Origin of the sequence: Agromyces sp. Soil535 (assembly GCF_001428255.1) — a bacterium.
Lineage (GTDB): Bacteria > Actinomycetota > Actinomycetes > Actinomycetales > Microbacteriaceae > Agromyces.
The window spans coordinates 1-18,311 of sequence record NZ_LMRW01000026.1 but is presented as its reverse complement, the minus strand read 5'-3'; the positions used below and the strand labels follow the sequence as shown (position 1 = coordinate 18,311).

Here is an 18,311-nt window from a genome sequence, read left to right as displayed (position 1 = left end):
CATGGCCGCTTCGAACAGCGAGGTCTGGCAGCGCGGCCGGATCGTGGAGTCCCGAGCATTGACGCCCCGGATCCGGCGGATCGTGATCGAGCCGTCCCTGCCGGTGAAGGTCGTGCCGGGTGCTCATGTCGACGTGCGCATCCGGGTCGCCGGCGAGGACGATCGCCGGTCGTACTCGATCGTGGATGCGACCGCAGACGGGCGCCGCATCGCCCTGAGCGTGCTCGACAGTCCCCGAAGCCGCGGGGGCGCCGCCGTCATGCACGGCCTGCGCGAAGGTGACGAGATCGAGCTCACGCAGCCGCTCGTGGACTTCCCGTTGCGGATCGGGGCACGGCGCTACGTGCTGCTCGCCGGCGGCATCGGTATCACGGCGGTGTCGGCGATGGCGGTGACGCTGGCCGCCGTGCGATCCGACTACACCCTCGTCTATGTCGGACGGAGCCGATCGGAGATGGCCTACGTCGGCGAGCTCCAGGCCCTGCACGGCGACCGGCTCGTCCTGCACGTCGGAGATGAGGGCACGCCGCTCGACGTCAGGGCACTCGTCGGCGCGATCGAGGACGACACCGAGCTCTACCTCTGTGGACCGATCCGCCTGATGGACGCGGTCAGGCGAGCCTGGGTCGACGCGGGCCTCGACGCCCCGAACCTGAGATTCGAGACATTCGGGAACAGCGGCTGGTTCGATCCGCAGGAGTTCGTCGTCCGCGTCCCGGCGCTCGGCCTGGAGGCCACGGTCGGCCCCAACACCTCGATGCTCGAAGCTCTCGAAGCGGCCGGCGCGGACATGATGTACGACTGCCGCAAGGGCGAGTGCGGCTTGTGCGAGGTACTCGTCCTCGACCTGGACGGCGCGATCGACCACCGCGACGTCTTCTACAGCGAGCGGGAGAAGAACGCGACCGGAAAGATGTGCTGCTGCGTCTCACGCGTCGTGACGCAGGGAGCCACGCCGGTCGTCACCATCCAGACCACGTGATCGAGAGGGCTGCGTGGGGTCGTTCCTTCAGACGACGAGCGGAACGGGGTGTATCTCGTCCGCCGGGTGGCCGGTGCGTTCGTGGATGCGGCGCACTGCATCCGCCGACGGCGCCTCCGAGAGGCAGTAGACGACGCCGCTCTCGGGGTCGGCCCACGCCTGCTTGAAGTCGACGCGTTCTTCGTCCTGGATCGCGAGGTCGGCATTATGGGCGGCCCGCAACTCCTCTGCAGTGATCCCGACCATATCGTGATGGACGTCCATGAATTCGGGCATCTCGACCAGCTCCCTTGCCGTCGATATTGCGTTGTGCCTGCACGCTACGCTGCGTCCTTCACGCGGTCAATCGCGCGAACGGTGCGCCAATGCCACGGCCCATGCGTGGACGCAGGTCTTTACCGCACACGGCCCGTTCGTCTCCGTCGACGGAGGCAGAAGAGCCGTGGTGCCGATGCAGTAGCATCGGGCGTGAAAGGGGCCGGGTGAACGCCATCGAGCGCAGCATCCGCGCACTGGAGCGGATCGCCTACGGCGCGGATTCCACCGATGCCGAGCGCGCACGGGCCACCGCGGAGCTCGCCGAGCTCACCGGGCCCGCCTCGCTCGACGCCGATCGTGATGCGGTGACGAGCACGGGCCCGGCCGAAGCACGCGTTGAGGTCGCGTCGCGTTCGGGGATCGCGGATGTCGCAGCGGGCGAGGCGGTCGATGAGCACATGCCGGCCGACGACGCAGGCGGGCGAGCGCGACGCGTGCGATGGGCGGCCGTCGCAGCAGGGGTCGGCCTCGTGGTCGGTGCAGTGCTCGGCTGGGCCGCCGGCCAGCGCGTACCGCCGGAGCTCGTGTCGTCGTCCACCATCGGCCCAACCTCGTCCGCGGGCTCCGGAACTCCGCTCGACGAGACCGACCTGCTCCCGTTGTTCGACCGGCTGCCCCTGGCCGCCGAAGCGGCCCGGGTCACGAGCGTCGACGCGGCGATCGACCAGGCATCCGTTCGCCAGCTCGCCAGCCGCACCGACGGGCCCACCGCATACCTGGCGCGCACCGTCGACGGCGACGACGTGTGCCTCGTGCTGCTGCTCCCCACCGGCCCGTCACGCCACACGTGCACCATCGATGGGCGCTTCCCCGACGGGGGTCTGAGCATCCAGTACGACGCTCAGGGGTACGGGCTGGCGCTGGCTCGCCTCAGCCAGGCAGGAACGGTCGCGCTCGGCCTCATCGTCTCGTTCTGAGGCCGGATGCCGCGACACGAATGCGGCGTCATCGCTGTGGGACGTTCGACGCCCGGAACGAGGAGTCGAGTTCGGCGAACGTCTCCGCCACCCAGTCGGCGATGATCCCGGCGACGTAGGGGAGGTTGTCGATGCTGATGTGCTCGGTGCCGCCCTCGGGGTCGTCGAACAGCCGCAGTTCCCGTTTCGGGCTGTTCACGGCCTGCTCGTACGTCTCGTGCGCATACGACGCGGAGATCTGGCGGTCGTTCACGCCGTGGGTGACGAGCAGCGGCACCGTGATCCGCTCGGCGACGCCGTTCAGGTGCATCCCCTTCGTCTTCTCGATGAAGTCGTCCATGTCGCTCGCGCCCCACACCCAGAACACGTGGTCCCAGTAGTGCGGAACGGGGTTCTCCCCCTCGCGGCGACGGCGGGCCTCCTGGACCTCGGCCCAGTCGTGGTTCGCGCCCCAGGCCACGGCGAGCTTCAGGCGCTTCTCGAACGCCGCAGCCCGGGGAGCGTAGTACCCGCCCAGCGACCAGCCGACGATGCCGATGCGTTCGGGGTCGGCGCCGATCTCCGCCGCATGCGCCTCGATCCAGTCGACGATCGCGGACGCCCACGCCTCGGTGTCGTGGCGCGCCGTGAGGCCGCGAAGGCGCAATGCCTCGCCCGATCCGGGCGTGTCGACCATGAGCGTCGAGATGCCGCGCTCCGCCAGCATGCGCGCGAAGCCCGAGTAGTACATCATCTCCTTGGTCGAGTCGAGGCCGTTCCACTGGATGACCACCGGGCTGGGTCCGTCGCCCGGCGCCCGGTAGAGGTACCCGGGCAGCGTCGCACCCTCGTACGGGATCTCGACCGGAGTGAGTGGGACGCCCGAGAGCTCGACGTGCTTCAGGAGCAGGTCGATCGACTTCTGGTAGGCCGCGTTGCGCCCCTCCCACTTCGGCGACTGCAGGCGCTCGGCCTGCGAGGTGTAGAGCGAGGCACGGTAGTACGTCTCTCCCGCGCCGATGCGGCGACCGCGCGCCTCATCGTCCTCGGCCTTGGCGATGAGTCGGTCGGCGACCGCCGCCCAGGACGCGTACAGCTCCTCGGTCCCGGCGTCATCGCCGTTCTGCGACGCGAGCAGCACCGGCTTGCAGGCTCGATCGACCTCGTCGATGTAGCCGCCGTTGTTGAGGGTTGCGACGACGGAGAGGCTCCAGACGTAGTTCGTCGGGAAGTACATGAACACGGGCGTGGCTCCTAGGTGGTGGGGGCGGATGCGTCCGCGGCGGCCTTCGCAGCGGCGATGCGGTCCGCCATGTACTTGACCCCGGCCGACGAGGTGAAGGCTCCGTCGACGGGGATCTCGGCGCCCGACACGTACGCCGCGGCATCCGAGAGCAGGAAGACGGCGACCTGGGCGACCTCATCGGCTTGCCCCAGTCGCTCGAGCGGCGTCAGGTCGAGTTGCGCGCCGCGCATGGCGGCCGGCGCGTTCGCCGTCATGTCGGTCTCGATGAATCCCGGGTGGACTGCGTTGACCCGGATGCCTCGGGGCCCGTACTCCGTCGCCGCCACGTGGGTGAGGCCGCGCAGACCCCATTTGCTCGCCGTGTACGCCGCCGTGTAGTGCGCCGTCAGCGCCGCGGCCGACCCGATGTTGACGATCGACGACCCTTCGCCCATGAGCGGGGCGAGAGCCTGGATCCCCAGCATCGGGCCGGTGAGGTTGACGGCGAGCACGCGATCCCAGTCGGCCCGCTCGGTCTGGCCGAGGCGCGCACGGTGCGTGATGCCGGCGTTGTTGATGAGGCCCTTGAGCGGGGCCGAGTCCCTCAGCTCCGTTGCTATCTCGTGCGCGAGGGCCGTCCAGCCGGCCTCGTCCGTCACGTCGAGCCGACGATACGTGACGTTCGTTCCGTTGAACGCGGCGGGTGGGGCATCCGCCAGGTCGGTCGCGACCACCCGGGCGCCGTACGAGTCGAGCAGCAGCGCCTCCGCCGCTCCCTGCCCGCCCGCCGCGCCGGTGACGACGACGACGCGATCCTCGAGTCCGAGCAACAGCGGGGTCACGACGCGTCCGGCTTCCAGCCCACGGGCCCCACGCGGTCGAGGAGCTCGATCAGGTGCCCCTCGGGGTCTGCGACGAACGCCATGTGCACGCCCGCCTCCGGAGCAAGGCGCGGCGACATGCGGGCGGTTGCTCCGGCGGCGAGGAGCCGCTCGTAGACGGCGTCGACGTCGGCGACGCGGAGGCAGATGTGGCCGTACCCCTGGGTCAGCAGCGCGGCGGGTGCGTCGGGCGCCTGCAGGCCGGGCTGCGAGCCGTCGCGGCGGAGGAGCTCGATGGCCCAGTGCTCGTCGGGGTCGACGACGAAGACGCCGCGGATCCCCAGGGAGGGCATCTCGAACGGGGTGGATACCGTGAGCCCGAGCGCCGCCGTGTACCAGGCCGACTGCGCGTCGAGATCGGCGACCGAGAGGCCGACGTGGTCGAGGTGGGTCACGCGTGCACCTCCGTGTGCGCTGCGCCAGGTCCGTCGTGAGGCCCGTGCGTCATGAGCGAGTCTCGCGTGTCCTCCGGGAGCAGGTCGAGCAGCTCCGGTGCGAACGCGCCGCCGACGAGGATGAAGGCCACGCGACAGACGGCGTCGGTGCGATTCGCCCACGCGTGGTCGGTGCCCCGCTGCACGACGACGTCACCCGCCCGCAGCGTCACCTCGCTGTCGTCGAGGATCAGCACGATCTCGCCCTCGAGCACGATGCCGTAGTCGATGGACTCGGTGCGGTGCACGGGCGACTGCCGACCCTCGGGGCCGAGGTGGCCGGGGAAGAACTCGTTGATGCGGACCTTCGTGCCGCGCGGCTCGGGCGGCACCCGCAGGGTGCGCTCGGTCGGCTCGTTCGGTTCGACGGGGAGGATCGGCGCCGGCGCGGCATCCGTCTGCCAGATCTCGTAGAAGCCGACGCCGTCCTGCGGCATGTAGCGGTGCACCGGCACGGCGCCGTCGGAGATGACGACCGAGACGCCGTTCGCGTCATGGCCCGTCACGATCCGTCGGGGCATCGAGGCGTGCGGCTCAGCGCCGGCGCTCATGCCGGCTCCGCGAGGGACTGCAAGGAGCTGGCAAAGAGGCCGCCTGGGTCGGCGCCGGGCGCGTCGGGGTGGAGTTCCCACTCGACGAGCTGGAGCGACGCATCGACGACGAGCTTGACCCTCGGCTTCCGGCGAGCCTCGAACTCGGTGAGCAGGGCCTCGATGTCGCCCTCACGGGTGAGGTAGTCCGCCAGCAGCACGGCATCTTCGGAGCACTGCGCCGCCCCTTGTGCGATGAGCGGCGGACACGCATGCACCGCGTCGCCGATCGCGATGACCCGGCCCCGGTGCCACGGGCCCTCGACGTACAGCCACTCGATCGGCTGGAAGTTCAGGAACGTCTCCTCCGTGATCTGGTCGCGGATGAACGGGACGTCGCCGCCGTAGCCCTCGAGCAGGCGGCGCATCTCCTGCGCATCGGTCAGGCCGTTGTCGGGCCGTTCGGGCTTGGTGAGCACGTAGGCGTAGCAGAGGTCGTCGGAGATGGGCGTGAACCCCACCTTGTACTCGGGTCCGTGGTAGTACAGGCCCGAGATCGACATGTCGCGGGTTCGGGGCACGACGGAGCGCCAGATGCCCATGCCCGTCGGCTTCTTCTCCTCGTGGATGCCGAGGAGCTTGCGTGTCGTCGACTTGATGCCGTCGGCCGCGATGATCACGTCGTAGTTCTCCACCACGCCGCTCGACAACTCGGCCTCGACGTGGCGGTCGACGCTCGAGAACGACACGAGCTCAGTGCCGAGGCGCACCTCGATGCCGAGGTCGCGGATCATGCCGACGAGCACGTCCTGGATGTCGCTGCGGAGCGCTCCCATGGTCGCGGGCAGGTCCGACCCGCCCGTGCGCGCCACGGTGATCGTCACGATCTCTTCGCCGTCGGCCTCGCGCATCCGCACCTGGTCGAAGCCGTGCCCCTTCTCGAGGATCGGATCGAGTGCGCCGATCTCACGGAACTCCTTGAGCGCGTTGCCTTGGACCGTGATGCCGTGCCCGACGCCGTGCCACTGCGGCGACCGCTCGACGAGCGTCACCTCCACGCCACGCTGCGCCAGGGCGATCGCCGTGACGCAGCCGGTGATGCCGCCGCCGACGACCAATACGGATGAGACCGTCATGATGCTCTGCACTCCTCCACTGCGACGGCGTCCTCGCCGCCCGATTCGACGGTAGGTGCGCGGTCACGGGCGCGGAACGCTGATCGCTCGATGGCAGCTATCGGGCGCCACCGACCTCATCGACCGTCCGGTCACGCCTCGCCGGGTGCGCGACCATCCCCGGCCGCACGCACTGCGTCGATCAGGCGGGTGCGGAACCAGACGTGCACGGGGTCGTTGTCGTGGCTCTCGTGCCACCAGAGCTTCAGGTCGATTCCGACGCGACCGAACGGGGCCTCGACCCCGACCGTGCCGGTGGCCGGTCCGAGCTGTGCGGCCAACTCGCCCGGCACGACCGCGACGAGCTCGGTGCCGGACACGATCGACGGCAGCGGGAGGAAGCTCGCTGTCGTGACGCGCGGCTCGCTCCGGTCGACCCCGAGCTCTCGAAGGCGCCGGTCGGCCGGCGTGAAGTGGAGCCGGCCGAAGTGGGCGACCGCCTGCGGCAGCGCCACGAAGTCGGCGAACGACAGCGCCCCGTCACGCAGCGCAGGATTCGCGGCATCCACGAGGCAGACGTACTCGTCCTCGAAGAGATCCGCGCTCTGCCCCTCGATCCCGATGCCGGGCACCGTCACGACGAAGTCGTGGGTGATGAGGTCTCGCTCGCTCTCCATGGGTCGCTCGGGAAGGGGCACGATGTCGACCTCGCCGTCGGGCGCCTCCGCGAGGACCATGGCGATGGCGCCGCGGAGGCGCATCGTGCCGTAGTCGGTCATCATGATCGAGAACCGGCGGCGGGATCCGGCGGGGTCGATGTCGAGCTCGCTGGTGAGCACCCGTTCCAGCAGGGGGAGCGTGGCCTGGACCTGGGGCAGCAGCAGCCTGGCGAGCGGCGTGAGCTCGTAGTCGCGGCCGACACGAACCAGCAGCTCGTCGTGGAAGACCGCGCGCAACCGGGCGAGCGTCGAACTCATGGAGGACTGCCCCATCTGCACGCGCTGGCCGGCGCGCGTGACGTTCGCCTCCTCGAGGAGGGCGCGGAGGGGCGGGAGCAGGTTGAGGTCGTGATGGTCGGCCGCCATGCGTGCATGGTATCCCGGCCGCCCGACCGCGGGCAGTGCCGCGATCCGAGGGGCCGATGACAGGTATCGGGCCGCCGACGTCCCGGTCGAGCCGGACGCGAACTAGCGTGTCCTCGACGGCTGCGTCCTTCGACGCCTGCGTCCTTCAACAGCGAGGAGTTCGATGATGACCCGACGGCTGATCTCGCATCTGCGCTACCTCGCGCTCACCGTCGTCGACTTCGACGCGGAGCACGAGTTCCTCACGAAGCACTGGGGACTCACCGAGGTCGCCACTGCCACGGCCGACGGCGGACGGGTGTCCTACCTCGCCGCGGAGGGCTCGCCCGAGCCGTACGTCATCCGCCTTCGCGAGGGCGCGAAGCGGATCGACCTCATCTCCTACGGCGCGCTCGACCGTGCCGACGTCGAGGCGTTGCACACTCGACTGGCGGATGCCGGCACGCGCATCGTGCACCCTCCGAAGCCGCTCGACCAGCACGGCGGCGGGTACGGCTTCCGCTTCTTCGACGTCGACGGGCGCACCATCGAGATCTCGACCGACGTCGAGCTGCGCGAGAATCGCAGGATCCAGCCGCGGGAGCCCGTCCCGGTGAAGCTGTCCCACGTGGTCGTCAACACGGTCGACCTCCCGAAGACCACGCAGTGGTACATCGACCACCTCGACTTCGCCATCTCCGACACGTTGTACAGCGCGCGCATGGGCGATCTCATGAACTTCATGCGCTGCAACAACGCGCACCACTCGTTCGCCATCGCGCAGGGACCGCACGCGTCCTTGCACCACGCGTCGTTCGAGATGCGCGGCGTCGAGGAGTGGATGCGCGGTGCCGGCAAGATCCTCCGCAGCGGGGCGCGCATGGTGTGGGGTCCGGGGCGCCACAACGCGGGTGACAACACGTTCGCGTACTTCCTGGATCCCGCCGGCAACACCCTCGAGTACACCACCGAGCTCGCGGTGATCGAGGACGAGGACCTGTGGCATCCGTCGAAGCTCGACGTCAACCTCGTGACGACCCAGGACCAGTGGGGCACCGCGAACGAGATGAGCGAGCTCGTCGCCCGCGAGTCGTTCAACGACGTGGACGACGGCCTCTTCGTCGCCCCGCCGATCTGATTCCATCCGCCCGCCCCGCCGTTCGCGGGCGACCTGAACCGGAGGAACCGCGATGCCGCGCGCTGCCCTGTACGACTCCGTCGGCGACCCTGACGTGCTCTACGTCGGAGAGGTCGAGACACCACCGCTGGGCGAGAACGAGGTGTGCGTCCGCGTCAAGGCGGCCGGACTCAACCCGGTGGACGCCAAGACCCGCTCCGGACTCATCCCGGCGCCTCCTGGCGCGCCGTTCCCCCGTGGCACCGGCTCCGACTTCGCGGGTGTGGTGGTGGCGGCAGGCCCCGAGGCGACGTACTGGGACGGTGCCCCCGTGGCCGCAGCCGACGAGGTCATGGGGTGGACGACCGGCGCATCACTCCGGGAGGAGCTCGTCGTTCCCGACACGGACCTCGCCCGCAAGCCGGTGGGCCTGCAGTTCGAGGCCGCCGGGGCGCTCTCGACCGCAGGCCTCACCGCGCTGGCGGGCCTCCGGCTCCTCGACATCGGGCCGGACGACACCGTGCTCGTCAGTGCCGCGGCCGGCGGCGTGGGCATGGTCTACTCGCAACTCGCCATCGCGCGCGGCGCCGCCGTGGTGGGCACCGCCAGCCGATCGAACCACGAGTTCCTCCGATCCATCGGAGTCGTTCCCGTCGAGTATGGCCAGGGGCTCGCCGATCGCGTCCGTGCCGTGCAGCCCGCCCCGATCACGGCGGTGCAGGACGGCGTCGGTCGCGAGACCGTGCTCGCCGGGCTCGAGCTCGGCGTCGACCCGGAGCGAATCTGCACGATCGTCGACTATCCGGCCATCCAGGAGTTCGGCATCCGGACCACGGGACGCTACGAGCGCCGCCCCGAGGACCTCCTGGAGGTCGCGGAACAGGTCGAGCGCGGTGACGTCCGCATCCGGATCGAACGGGTCTTCCCGCTCGAGCAGGTGGTGGAGGCGTACGCGCTCCTGGCGGGCCGGCATCTCGCAGGGAAGATCGTCGTCACGCCGTGAGCTTGCAACGGCGCCGCCGGCGTAGAAGGAGGAATCATGGGACGACTCGATGACAAGATCGCACTGATCACCGGCATCGGCGGAGGGATGGGGCGCGCCGCCGCCCTGCGCTTCACCGCCGAGGGGGCGAGGGTCGTCGGCTGCGACCTGTTCGCCGAGGGCGCCGAGGAGACCGTCCGGCTCGTGCGCGAGGCCGGCGGGGAGATCGAGAACTTCGCCCCAGTCGAGCTGTCGGATGCCGCGGCCGCGGCGCGCTGGGTCGACCAGGCTGCCGAGGTGTTCGGCGGAATCGACATCCTCTACAACAACGCATCGGCGCCGAGATTCGGAGCGATCGACGAGCTGTCGGTGGAGGACTGGGACTTCGTCATCGGCAACGAGCTCAACCTCGTCTTCTACGCGACGAGGGCTGCCTGGCCGCACCTCAGGAAGCGCGGCGGGGGAGTCGTGCTCAACGTCGGCTCGATCGCGGGAACCCGCGGCGTGGAGTTCATGCCGCAGAACGCGCACGGCACCGCGAAGGCCGGGGTCATCAACCTCACCCAGCAGCTCGCGGTCGAGGGCGGCCCGCACGGCATCCGGGCCGTCTGCGTGAGCCCCGGCTTCACGGTCACGCCCTCGACCGCGTGGCTCGTGGAGTCCGGCCCCGAGCCGTTCAAGCAGAACATCGCGCGGATCCCCCTCGGTCGCGTGGGCCAGCCCGAGGACATCGTGAATGCCGCGCTGTTCCTCGCCTCGGACGAGGCCTCGTGGGTCACCGGGATCAACCTCGTCGTGGACGGCGGCGGAAGTGTGCTCGGCTGATCGAGAGCCACGCGGCCGATATCTGGTATCCCACGCGGGTGCTTCTGGGCGCTGCATCCGGTCCCTAATGTCGGGAGCGGGCGCAGCGGCCGACCCGCATCTGCTCGCCCGCCCACCTCGAGGAGTTCGACGATGACCCACGATCCCGTGTTCGACGGCCGCTTGGTGCTGCCGGCAGACCCCGACTGGGAGGACGCGCGCGTCGGCCGCGTCTTCAACGGGCGACGCCCCGACCGACAGCCGGATGCGGTCCTGCTCGCGGCATCCGTCGCGGACGTCCAGCGCGGGGTTCGACTCGCGAAGGAACGCGGCTGGACCGTGGCCGTGCGTTCCGGCGGCCATTCCTGGGCCGCGTGGAGCGTGCGTGACGGGGGCCTGCTGATCGACCTCGGGGCGCTGCGCGACATCCGGTACGAGGAGGAGACCGCGATCGTCAGCGCCGGCCCCGCGACCAAGGGCGGCGACGAGCTCTCGCCGTACCTGGAGGAACGCGGACGGTTCTTCAACGGCGGGCACTGCCCCTCGGTCGGCATCGGCGGGTTCCTCCTGCAGGGCGGCCAGGGCTGGAACCAGCGCGGTTGGGGCTGGGCGTGCGAGAGCGTCGTCGCGGTCGACGTGGTCACCGCCGACGGGGAGCTCGTTCGCGCCGACGCCGAGCAGAACGCGGACCTGTACTGGGCGGCCCGCGGAGCCGGGCCCGCCTTCCCGGGCATCGTGACCGCCTTCCACATCCGCACGCGTCCGAGGTTCGGATTCCTCGGCCACACCGTGCACATGTACGAGCTCGTGGACTTCACCGAGGTCATGACCTGGCTCTACGAGGCGCACCACCGCATCTCGACGGATGTCGAGATCGTCGTCGTGAGCCTGACGCCCGAGCCGGAGCCGGACGCCACCGAGGACCCGAAGCGCCGATTGCTGGTGACGGGCGTGGCGCTCGTCGACGACCGAGCCGCCGCGGAGGCGGCGCTCGCGCCGTTCAACGAGTGCCCGGCCATCGCGCGCGCCGTGTTCGTGCAGGACTGCAGGGAGTCGAACCTCGCCGAGCAGCGCGCCGCGCAGGAGGTGGCCAATCCCGAGCACGCCCAGTACCTCACCGACAACATCTGGGTCGACGGCGCGAACACGCCAGAGGGCATCGCGGAGATGGTCGAGCACATCCGTCCCCTCTTCACCGATCCGCCCACCCCCAAGGCCTTCTCGATCTGGATGAGCAACGCGCCGATGCGCCGAGACCTGCCCGACATGGCGTTCTCGCTGCAGACGGAGGCGTACGTCGCGAGCTACACGGTCTACGAGGACCCCGCCGAGTACGCGCGCAACCGTGCCTGGCTCAACGAGGCGATGGCGTACGCTCAGCCCGTGACCGCCGGTCAGTACCTTGGCGACTCGGACATGACGAATCGCCAGCTGAGGTTCATGGCGCCCGAGAACTGGGAGCGCCTGCAGCGCGTCATCGCCGAGCGAGACCCCGAGGGCCGGTTCCACCGGTACCTCGCGCACGATCCCGGCTCGGTCAACGTCAATCACTGGCAACTGGAAGAAACGGGGCCCTGATGCGAATCCACCTTGCGGCGAACTCGGAAGGCTACCGCGCGGCTCGGAGCGTGCAGGAGGAGCTCATCACGGCCGGGCACGAAGTCGTCTGGCACGCCGCGCCCGAGTTCGACGAGGGCGATGACTACCCCGGCATTGCGATCCGTGCGGTGCAGGCGGTGGTGCACGACGAGGATGCGGGGCGGGACGCACGCGCCCTCATCCTGGGCGGCTCCGGCGCGGGCGAGGTCATCGCGGCCAACAAGGTCAACGGGGCCCGCGTCGTGTCGGCGACGGACCCCGCCTACGTCGTGGACGCTCGCGCGCGGGCGGACATCAACGGCCTTGTGATCCCCACCGCCCACGTCGCGCCGTCGACCGTGCCCGCGCTCATCGACGCACTGCTGGCCACGGCGTTCTCGAACGACCTCGACGACGCCCGTCGCCTCGTCAACGTCGCCGAGTTCGAGGCCGCCGGCACGATCGAGGGCTGGACGATCGAGGAGTGAGCGTGGCGCTGTCCCCCGCGGAGCTCTTCTCGTGCGCCGGCCAGGTGGCCCTCGTCACCGGCGGCGGCTCGGGCATCGGCCGTGCCTGCGGCGAAGCGCTCGCCGCAGCGGGTGCACGGGTCGTCGTGGCGGGGCTGCCTCAGAGCGATCCAGCGGATGCCGCAGGCGAGATCGCGGCACTCGGGCTCGACGCGGTGGGCGTGTCCTGCGATGTCACGGATGACACCCAGCTGCGTGCACTCGTCGACGGCGTGGTACAGCGGTGGGGTCGCATCGACACCGTGCTCGCGAACGCGGGCGCGGCCCTCGACGACGCGGAGGCGCCGGACGCACTCGATCGGATGGATCGGATGTACCGACTTCACGTGCGATCGGTCGCGCGTCTGGCGGAACTGACCCTGCCGGTGATGGCGGAGGGGGGAGGCGGCGCCTTCCTCGTCATGTCCAGCCTGTCGGGCCTGCGCGGCAATCGCGTGCTCTCGGGCTACGGCGTCACCAAGGCGGCGAACGCCCAGCTGGCGCGCAACATCGCGGTGCAGTGGGGCGCGCGCGGCATCCGTGCGAACGCACTGTCTCCCGGGGTGATCGACACGGAGTTCGCCCGCGCGATCACGGCCGACCCCGAGGCAGCGGAGGGGCGACTCGTCAAGACGCCGCTCGGGCGCTTCGGTACGCCCGCCGAGGTCGCGGGCGCGGTCGTGTGGCTCGCCAGCCGCGCCGGGGCGTTCGTCAGCGGCCAGAACATCGTCATCGACGGCGCCACCCTGGTGTCCGACTGAGGAGTGGAAGATGCAGGCAGACGAGCGCGTGGCCGTGGTGTCAGGCGGCGCGAACGGCATCGGCGCCGCGATCGTCGACCGCCTGGCCGGGCGGGGTCATCCGGTCGCGAGCCTCGACCTCGCCGGCCCGGCCGGTGCACGCCCCGGCGTGACCGAGATCGGGTGCGACATCGGTGATGGGGATGCCGTGGCATCCGCCCTCTCGCGGGTGCGGAGCGACCTCGGGGCACCCTCGATCGTCGTGCACTGCGCGGCGTACCAGCACCTCGCCCCGTTCGACGCCCTCGAGCCATCGGACTGGGGTCGCACGTTCCGCGTGAACGTCGACGGGGCGTTCCATCTCGTGCGCACCGCCCTGCCAGACCTGCGGTCGCGTGGCTGGGGACGGATCGTGTTCATCACGTCGTCGTCCTTCTACGCCCCGCCGCCGGGCATGACGCACTACATCGCGAGCAAGGGCGCGCTCACGGGAATGGCGCGCGGCCTGTCGGTCGAGCTCGGAGCCGACGGCATCACCGTCAATGCGGTGGCCCCGGGCCTCACGCGGACCGAGAACGCCGTCCGGAACGTTCCCGAGGAGCACTTCGCGCGCGTCAGGGACAGGCAGGCGATCCCGCGTTCCGGCGAGCCCGAGGACATCGCGGGTGCGGTCGCCTACCTCGTGTCGGATGACGCGTCCTTCGTCACCGGGCAGACGCTGCTCGTCGACGGTGGCGAGAGCCGCCTGTAGGGCGTGTTGCCGAACCGGTTTCGGATTCCATATGCACATTCATGGCCCGAGTTCGGGCAATCTGGGCGGGGGCGTCGAATCGGTGCGGTGCTCTTCGTAGTACCAGTGAGAGGCGGCCGACGGGGCCGCCGCGCTGAAGGAGAACGCAGATGGCGCAATATGCACTGATGGTCTGGGGACCGAGCGAGTACGGCGAGTTCGGTTCCTACCCCTCGGCGGAGGAGAACGCGGCCCAACTGGAGGCCACGGGCGCCTTCACCGCCAGGCTCCGGGACGAGGGCAGCTTCGTCTTCGTGAACGGCCTGGCCGAGGCGTCGGCCAGCACCGTCGTCGACGGCCGGGGACCCGCGCCGATCTTCACCGACGGCCCGTACGTGGAGTCGAAGGAGTACATCGCCGGCCTCTGGATCGTCGAAGTCCCCGACCTCGACGAGGCGCTCAGGCTTGCGGCGGAGGCGTCGAGCGCGTGCCGCCGCAAGATCGAGGTTCGCCCCATGGGTGGCGAGTGACCGACGCCGCGACCGTCGAGTCGGCGCTCATCCGCATCCACCACGAGGAGTGGGCGCGTGTGGTGGCCTCGCTCGCGCGCCGGTTCGGGGATCTCGATCTGGCGGAGGAGATGGCGGCCGAGGCCTTCGCGACCGCCGTCGAGCGGTGGCCGCGTGATGGCATACCCCCGAATCCCGGCGCGTGGATCACCACCACCGCCAACCACAAGGCGATCGATCGGCTGCGACGGGAGGCGCAGCGCGATTCGAAGCACAGGGAGGCGCTCATGCTCCACGACGACAGCCCGCCCGACCCGATCGGCGCGGTCGAGGACGACCGGCTCCGGCTGCTCTTCACCTGCTGCCACCCTGCGCTCGCGATGGAGGCCCGTGTGGCGCTGACCCTGCGCATGGTCGGCGGTCTCACCGTCCCCGAGATCGCCCATGCCTTCCTGGTGCAGGAGGCCGCGATGGGCCAGCGCATCACTCGTGCGAAGGGCAAGATCAAGGCCGCCAGGATCCCCTACCGCGTGCCGGCGGCCGCGGATCTGCCCAACCGGGTCGCCGGAGTGCTGGCAGTGCTCTACCTCGTCTTCAACGAGGGCTACCTCGCCTCGGGCGAGGAGTCCGACCCGATCCGCCGCGACCTCACTTCCGAGGCGATCCGGCTGACGCGCCTGGTGAAGACCCTGCTGCCGGAAGACGGCGAGGTGGCCGGCCTGCTCGCCCTCATGTTGCTCTCCGAGGCGCGGTCCGCCGCGCGCATCTCGGCGTCGGGTGAGCTGGTGCGGCTCGACGAGCAGGACCGCGGCGCATGGGACCGGGCGTTGATCGCCGAGGGCATCGCCCTCGTCCGCGAGCGTCTGGCCGTGGTCGCCCGCGGCGACGCCGTGCCCGGTCGCTACCAGATCCTCGCCGCGATCAGCGCGGTCCACACGTCCGTGCCCGACGCGCGCGACACCGACTGGTCGCAGGTCGTCGCCCTCTACGACCAGCTGGCAGCCATCGACCCGAGCCCGATCGTGGCGCTGAACCGGGCGATCGCGGTCGCCGAGCTCGACGGCCCCGAGGTCGGCCTCCGCGCGGTCGACCGACTCGGCGAAGCGCTGGACGGCTACCACGCCTTCCACGCCACCCGCGCCGACCTGCTGCGCCGGCTCGGCCGCTCGGCCGACGCCCGAGCGGCGTACGACCGGGCGATCGAGCTGGCCGGCAACTCCGCGGAGGTCGCATACCTCACGCGGCGTCGCGGCCAGCTCGTCGGCTGAGCTCGGCCAAGGCGGTCATGAGACCGGTCGGCATGTCGGTCGGGAGCGTCCGGGTGAGGTTCGGCTGCTCGACGGGGTGGGGGTGCATGGACGGACTCAGACATGCAGGGTGGGCCGGTAGATGAGCTCCTGGATGTTGCCGTCGAGCGTTCGGCTCTCGATGAGCTCGAGGTCGAAGTCGGCCGCACCATGGAAGATCGGCTCCAGTCCGGTCTGACCGGTGATCACGGGGAAGAGCGTCACCTGGACCCGGTCGACCAGACCGGCGGCCATCAGCGCCCGGTTCAGCGACAGGCTGCCATGTGAGCGCAGCGGCACCTCGGACTCCTCCTTGAGCCGGGCGACGATGTCGACGGCGTCGCCGTTCACGAGGGTCGCGTCCGGCCAGTCGAGGGGGCCTTCCAGTGTGGTCGACACCACCGTTGCCGGCAGGTTCCTCATCCGGGTGACCCATGGGTCACGGACCTCGGACTCCTCGGTGCTCGAGGCGAGCATCTGCGCGAACGCCCGGTACGTGTTGGCCCCGAAGACCATCCGTTGCTCCTCGCCGTACAGGGCGAGGCGGTGGTCGAGCAGCTCGGGACCTTGCTTGCCCCAGTATCCGGTCCAGTCGCCGGCGGCGGCGGCGAAGCCGTCGAGGCTGGAAAAGACGTCGAACGTGTAGGTCGCGATCATGATGTTCTCCTCGAGTGCGGTTGATCGGGTGCGGTTGCATCACTCCATCGACGGAAACTTGCGTGGTGGTCGACAGTTTCGTGATCGTGTGCCCCTTTCTTCGGGGCCGCCCCTCGTGGGCGACTTCTCACCTCTGCAACGAACACGTCTGCCCTGATCCGACACCCGCCTCCCGGATTTCCCATCGACGACTTTCCGGTACACCGGTTGTCATCCAGTGGAGGGTGGCGGCGAGGGGTGCACACGACGGCACGCCGAAGGGGGCGCCGCGGATGAACTGGTCCCCGTTTGTTGGACTGGCCGAGTAGGAGCCTAAGCCCCTTGAGTCTCGAGGGCCTGAGTCCGGTATTGCACCGGACTCAGGCCCTTGAGCTTTGTCGACACCCGCTCGGTGTTGTACCAGTGGATGTATTCGTCGAGTGCGGTGGTGAACTCGTCGACGCTGTCGAACTGGTCGTGGNGGCACGCCGAAGGGGGCGCCGCGGATGAACTGGTCCCCGTTTGTTGGACTGGCCGAGTAGGAGCCTAAGGCCCTTGAGCTTTGTCGACACCCGCTCGGTGTTGTACCAGTGGATGTATTCGTCGAGTGCGGTGGTGAACTCGTCGACGCTGTCGAACTGGTCGTGGTTGAAGACCTCTTCCTTGAGGTGCCCGAAGAAGCTCTCAACGACGGCGTTGTCCAGGCACGTCGCTTTCCGTGACATCGACTGGACGGCGTTCGCGTCCTTCAGGATCTTCTGCCAGGACGAGTGCTGGTATTGGAATCCCTGGTCCGAGTGCACGACAGGTTTCTGCCCGGGATGGAGCACCGCGATGGCCTTCTGAAGCGAGGTGTTCGTCAGTGCCAACGTCGGCGACAGCCCCCAGGAATGCGCGATCACGGACCGGTCGAACAAGTCGATCACTGGGGAGAGATACACCTTCTGCTCGCCGATGCGGAACTCTGTGACATCGGTGACCCACTTCATGTTCGGTCTCTCGGCGGTGAAGTCGCGGTTCAGCAGGTTCGGGGCGATCTTGCCGGTCTCGCCCTTCCATGAGTTATAGCGGCGCCGACGCCGTACCTTGCAGACCAGCCCGAGCTCACGCATCAGCTTCAACACGGTCTTCTTCGCAACCCGCCATCCCCGCCGGGTCAAGACCGCGTGAATGCGACGATGCCCGTAACGGCCCCGCGCGTCGTTGAACGCCTCGCGGATCGCGGCTTTGAGTGTGGCCTGCGGATCCTCGCAATCGAAGCGGGCTTGGTGATAGAAGAACGTCGACCGGGCAAGCCCGGCGACCTCCAGCAGCACCCCGAGCGGGTGCTCAGCCTTGAGGGAGGCGACAGCCTGGGCTTTCACTGCCGTCCTTGCGCCCTCAAGGCCCGCAATTTTTTCAAGTACGCGTTCTCCGCCTCAAGCCGCGCATTCTCGCTGCGCAGCTTCTCCAGCTCACTCAGCTCCCGCCGGCCGACACGCTCACCGCCGTTCCGAGCCCGACCTTTCGGTTTCGGACGAAGCGCGTCCTCACCGTCACGTCGATACGCACGCGCCCACGTCTGAATGAGCCTGGGAGAAGACAGGTCATACTCGCGCGCGAGATCGAGCGCGGTTTCACCCGCGATGAATCTCTGCACGATCGCGAGCTTGAACTCGAACGAGTACGACGGCCTTGTCGGTTTCGGCACCAGCGCTCCTCTGCCGCGAACTCGCCACCGGTCATACAGACGCCTCACCGCTGACACGCTCACCCGCAACCGCGACGCGACGGCAACCTCGGCGAACCCCTGCTCAAACAACGCTACCGCCCTGCTGCGCTGCCCCTCAGACAACAAACTTCGTGGATGCATACAACTGCTCCCCGGGAATCGGAACTGAATTTCTCAGTCCAACTCCCGGGGAGCAGTTCAGGACGACGCCCCCTTCTGTTCGATGCTCAGGCACGATCCGGTGCGACGCCCGTCCGTAGTCGAACT

21 protein-coding genes and 1 pseudogene are annotated in these 18,311 nt (G+C 69.4%); 11 read left to right on the top strand and 11 right to left on the bottom strand.

Translation table 11 applies throughout. From position 1 onward, the window contains the following. Window position 1: 1 nt before the first annotated feature. Window positions 2-982, top strand: coding sequence for a PDR/VanB family oxidoreductase (locus tag ASG80_RS18595; protein WP_056733506.1), 981 nt, complete (start codon window positions 2-4; stop codon window positions 980-982). A gap of 27 nt (window positions 983-1,009) precedes the next feature. Here ASG80_RS18595 and ASG80_RS18590 read toward each other — a convergent pair whose 3' ends face one another. Next, window positions 1,010-1,258, bottom strand: coding sequence for an SCO4226 family nickel-binding protein (locus tag ASG80_RS18590; protein ID WP_056733504.1), 249 nt, complete (start codon window positions 1,256-1,258; stop codon window positions 1,010-1,012). 206 nt (window positions 1,259-1,464) lie between these two features. Here ASG80_RS18590 and ASG80_RS18585 point away from each other — a divergent pair, with 206 nt between their 5' ends. After that, window positions 1,465-2,217 (top strand): hypothetical protein, encoded by a 753-nt coding sequence (locus tag ASG80_RS18585; RefSeq protein ID WP_056733502.1) that lies wholly within the window; start codon window positions 1,465-1,467, stop codon window positions 2,215-2,217. Between the two features lie 28 nt (window positions 2,218-2,245). Here ASG80_RS18585 and ASG80_RS18580 read toward each other — a convergent pair whose 3' ends face one another. The 6 genes from ASG80_RS18580 to ASG80_RS18555 all read right to left on the bottom strand — a co-directional run bounded on the left by ASG80_RS18580 (window position 2,246) and on the right by ASG80_RS18555 (window position 7,466). Then, window positions 2,246-3,433, bottom strand: coding sequence for a S9 family peptidase (locus ASG80_RS18580; protein WP_235508413.1), 1,188 nt, complete (start codon window positions 3,431-3,433; stop codon window positions 2,246-2,248). A 17-nt stretch (window positions 3,434-3,450) separates the two neighbouring features. Then, window positions 3,451-4,263: an SDR family NAD(P)-dependent oxidoreductase gene (locus tag ASG80_RS18575; protein WP_056733498.1), complete on the bottom strand. Its 813-nt coding sequence runs from the start codon at window positions 4,261-4,263 to the stop codon at window positions 3,451-3,453. Next, on the bottom strand, window positions 4,260-4,697 hold the full coding sequence (locus tag ASG80_RS18570) for a VOC family protein (RefSeq protein WP_056733496.1): 438 nt from the start codon (window positions 4,695-4,697) through the stop codon (window positions 4,260-4,262). Before ASG80_RS18570 ends, ASG80_RS18575 begins: the two co-directional genes overlap by 4 nt. Then, the gene (locus ASG80_RS18565) at window positions 4,694-5,287 is read right to left on the bottom strand and encodes a cupin domain-containing protein (protein WP_082590660.1); all 594 of its coding nucleotides are present in this window, start codon (window positions 5,285-5,287) and stop codon (window positions 4,694-4,696) included. Before ASG80_RS18565 ends, ASG80_RS18570 begins: the two co-directional genes overlap by 4 nt. Beyond that, window positions 5,284-6,402 carry an FAD-dependent oxidoreductase gene (locus ASG80_RS18560; protein WP_156401947.1) on the bottom strand — a complete coding sequence of 373 codons (1,119 nt, stop codon included), beginning with the start codon at window positions 6,400-6,402 and terminating at the stop codon, window positions 5,284-5,286. The genes ASG80_RS18565 and ASG80_RS18560 overlap by 4 nt, the downstream gene beginning before the upstream one ends. 131 nt (window positions 6,403-6,533) lie before the next feature. Further along, window positions 6,534-7,466, bottom strand: a complete 933-nt coding sequence (locus ASG80_RS18555; RefSeq protein WP_056733492.1) for a LysR family transcriptional regulator — start codon at window positions 7,464-7,466, stop codon at window positions 6,534-6,536. Window positions 7,467-7,632: 166 nt separating this feature from the next. Between ASG80_RS18555 and ASG80_RS18550 the strand changes: the two genes are divergently transcribed. The 9 genes from ASG80_RS18550 to ASG80_RS18510 all read left to right on the top strand — a co-directional run bounded on the left by ASG80_RS18550 (window position 7,633) and on the right by ASG80_RS18510 (window position 15,679). After that, complete coding sequence (locus tag ASG80_RS18550; protein ID WP_056733871.1) at window positions 7,633-8,583, top strand: VOC family protein; 951 nt, start codon at window positions 7,633-7,635, stop codon at window positions 8,581-8,583. 52 nt (window positions 8,584-8,635) lie between these two features. After that, the gene (locus ASG80_RS18545) at window positions 8,636-9,565 is read left to right on the top strand and encodes an NADP-dependent oxidoreductase (protein ID WP_056733490.1); all 930 of its coding nucleotides are present in this window, start codon (window positions 8,636-8,638) and stop codon (window positions 9,563-9,565) included. Window positions 9,566-9,601: 36 nt separating this feature from the next. Beyond that, complete coding sequence (locus ASG80_RS18540) at window positions 9,602-10,369, top strand: SDR family NAD(P)-dependent oxidoreductase (RefSeq protein ID WP_056733488.1); 768 nt, start codon at window positions 9,602-9,604, stop codon at window positions 10,367-10,369. Window positions 10,370-10,501: 132 nt separating this feature from the next. Continuing rightward, complete coding sequence (locus tag ASG80_RS18535; RefSeq protein WP_056733486.1) at window positions 10,502-11,926, top strand: FAD-binding oxidoreductase; 1,425 nt, start codon at window positions 10,502-10,504, stop codon at window positions 11,924-11,926. Next, on the top strand, window positions 11,926-12,414 hold the full coding sequence (locus ASG80_RS18530; protein WP_056733484.1) for an RpiB/LacA/LacB family sugar-phosphate isomerase: 489 nt from the start codon (window positions 11,926-11,928) through the stop codon (window positions 12,412-12,414). Before ASG80_RS18535 ends, ASG80_RS18530 begins: the two co-directional genes overlap by 1 nt. Before the next feature lie 2 nt (window positions 12,415-12,416). Next, on the top strand, window positions 12,417-13,193 hold the full coding sequence (locus ASG80_RS18525) for an SDR family NAD(P)-dependent oxidoreductase (RefSeq protein WP_200952625.1): 777 nt from the start codon (window positions 12,417-12,419) through the stop codon (window positions 13,191-13,193). Window positions 13,194-13,203: 10 nt separating this feature from the next. After that, entirely contained in the window at window positions 13,204-13,923 is a 720-nt protein-coding gene (locus tag ASG80_RS18520; RefSeq protein ID WP_056733481.1) for an SDR family NAD(P)-dependent oxidoreductase, read from the top strand. A 149-nt stretch (window positions 13,924-14,072) separates the two neighbouring features. Further along, a complete protein-coding gene (locus tag ASG80_RS18515; RefSeq protein WP_082590656.1) occupies window positions 14,073-14,432 on the top strand; it encodes a YciI family protein in 360 nt (119 codons plus the stop codon). Further along, complete coding sequence (locus ASG80_RS18510; RefSeq protein WP_056733477.1) at window positions 14,429-15,679, top strand: RNA polymerase sigma factor; 1,251 nt, start codon at window positions 14,429-14,431, stop codon at window positions 15,677-15,679. Before ASG80_RS18515 ends, ASG80_RS18510 begins: the two co-directional genes overlap by 4 nt. 96 nt (window positions 15,680-15,775) lie before the next feature. Here the strand turns inward: ASG80_RS18510 and ASG80_RS18505 are convergent, their stop codons facing one another. The 4 genes and pseudogenes from ASG80_RS18505 to ASG80_RS24615 all read right to left on the bottom strand — a co-directional run bounded on the left by ASG80_RS18505 (window position 15,776) and on the right by ASG80_RS24615 (window position 18,023). Continuing rightward, window positions 15,776-16,354: a dihydrofolate reductase family protein gene (locus ASG80_RS18505; RefSeq protein WP_056733475.1), complete on the bottom strand. Its 579-nt coding sequence runs from the start codon at window positions 16,352-16,354 to the stop codon at window positions 15,776-15,778. 312 nt (window positions 16,355-16,666) lie between these two features. Further along, a pseudogene (locus tag ASG80_RS23135) lies at window positions 16,667-16,814 on the bottom strand (IS3 family transposase); the annotation flags it as partial. Between the two features lies 1 nt (window position 16,815). Further along, a partial coding sequence (locus ASG80_RS23735; RefSeq protein WP_235508400.1) for an IS3 family transposase occupies window positions 16,816-17,697 on the bottom strand: 882 nt, incomplete at its 3' end. Further along, complete coding sequence (locus ASG80_RS24615; RefSeq protein WP_235508399.1) at window positions 17,694-18,023, bottom strand: helix-turn-helix domain-containing protein; 330 nt, start codon at window positions 18,021-18,023, stop codon at window positions 17,694-17,696. The genes ASG80_RS24615 and ASG80_RS23735, both read right to left, overlap by 4 nt. Window positions 18,024-18,311: the final 288 nt, after the last annotated feature.

What these genes read in the sequence shown, in the direction of transcription:
- ASG80_RS18580 (WP_235508413.1), bottom strand. Translation starts at nt 3,433, where the DNA reads ATGTACTTCCCGACGAACTACGTCTGGAGCCTCTCCGTCGTCGCAACC.
- ASG80_RS18505 (WP_056733475.1), bottom strand. Translation starts at nt 16,354, where the DNA reads ATGATCGCGACCTACACGTTCGACGTCTTTTCCAGCCTCGACGGCTTC.
- ASG80_RS18530 (WP_056733484.1), top strand. Translation starts at nt 11,926, where the DNA reads ATGCGAATCCACCTTGCGGCGAACTCGGAAGGCTACCGCGCGGCTCGG.
- ASG80_RS18515 (WP_082590656.1), top strand. Translation starts at nt 14,073, where the DNA reads ATGGCGCAATATGCACTGATGGTCTGGGGACCGAGCGAGTACGGCGAG.
- ASG80_RS18550 (WP_056733871.1), top strand. Translation starts at nt 7,633, where the DNA reads ATGACCCGACGGCTGATCTCGCATCTGCGCTACCTCGCGCTCACCGTC.
- ASG80_RS18540 (WP_056733488.1), top strand. Translation starts at nt 9,602, where the DNA reads ATGGGACGACTCGATGACAAGATCGCACTGATCACCGGCATCGGCGGA.
- ASG80_RS18595 (WP_056733506.1), top strand. Translation starts at nt 2, where the DNA reads ATGGCCGCTTCGAACAGCGAGGTCTGGCAGCGCGGCCGGATCGTGGAG.
- ASG80_RS18555 (WP_056733492.1), bottom strand. Translation starts at nt 7,466, where the DNA reads ATGGCGGCCGACCATCACGACCTCAACCTGCTCCCGCCCCTCCGCGCC.
- ASG80_RS18560 (WP_156401947.1), bottom strand. Translation starts at nt 6,402, where the DNA reads ATGACGGTCTCATCCGTATTGGTCGTCGGCGGCGGCATCACCGGCTGC.
- ASG80_RS18590 (WP_056733504.1), bottom strand. Translation starts at nt 1,258, where the DNA reads ATGCCCGAATTCATGGACGTCCATCACGATATGGTCGGGATCACTGCA.
- ASG80_RS18545 (WP_056733490.1), top strand. Translation starts at nt 8,636, where the DNA reads ATGCCGCGCGCTGCCCTGTACGACTCCGTCGGCGACCCTGACGTGCTC.
- ASG80_RS18535 (WP_056733486.1), top strand. Translation starts at nt 10,502, where the DNA reads ATGACCCACGATCCCGTGTTCGACGGCCGCTTGGTGCTGCCGGCAGAC.
- ASG80_RS18565 (WP_082590660.1), bottom strand. Translation starts at nt 5,287, where the DNA reads ATGAGCGCCGGCGCTGAGCCGCACGCCTCGATGCCCCGACGGATCGTG.
- ASG80_RS18520 (WP_056733481.1), top strand. Translation starts at nt 13,204, where the DNA reads ATGCAGGCAGACGAGCGCGTGGCCGTGGTGTCAGGCGGCGCGAACGGC.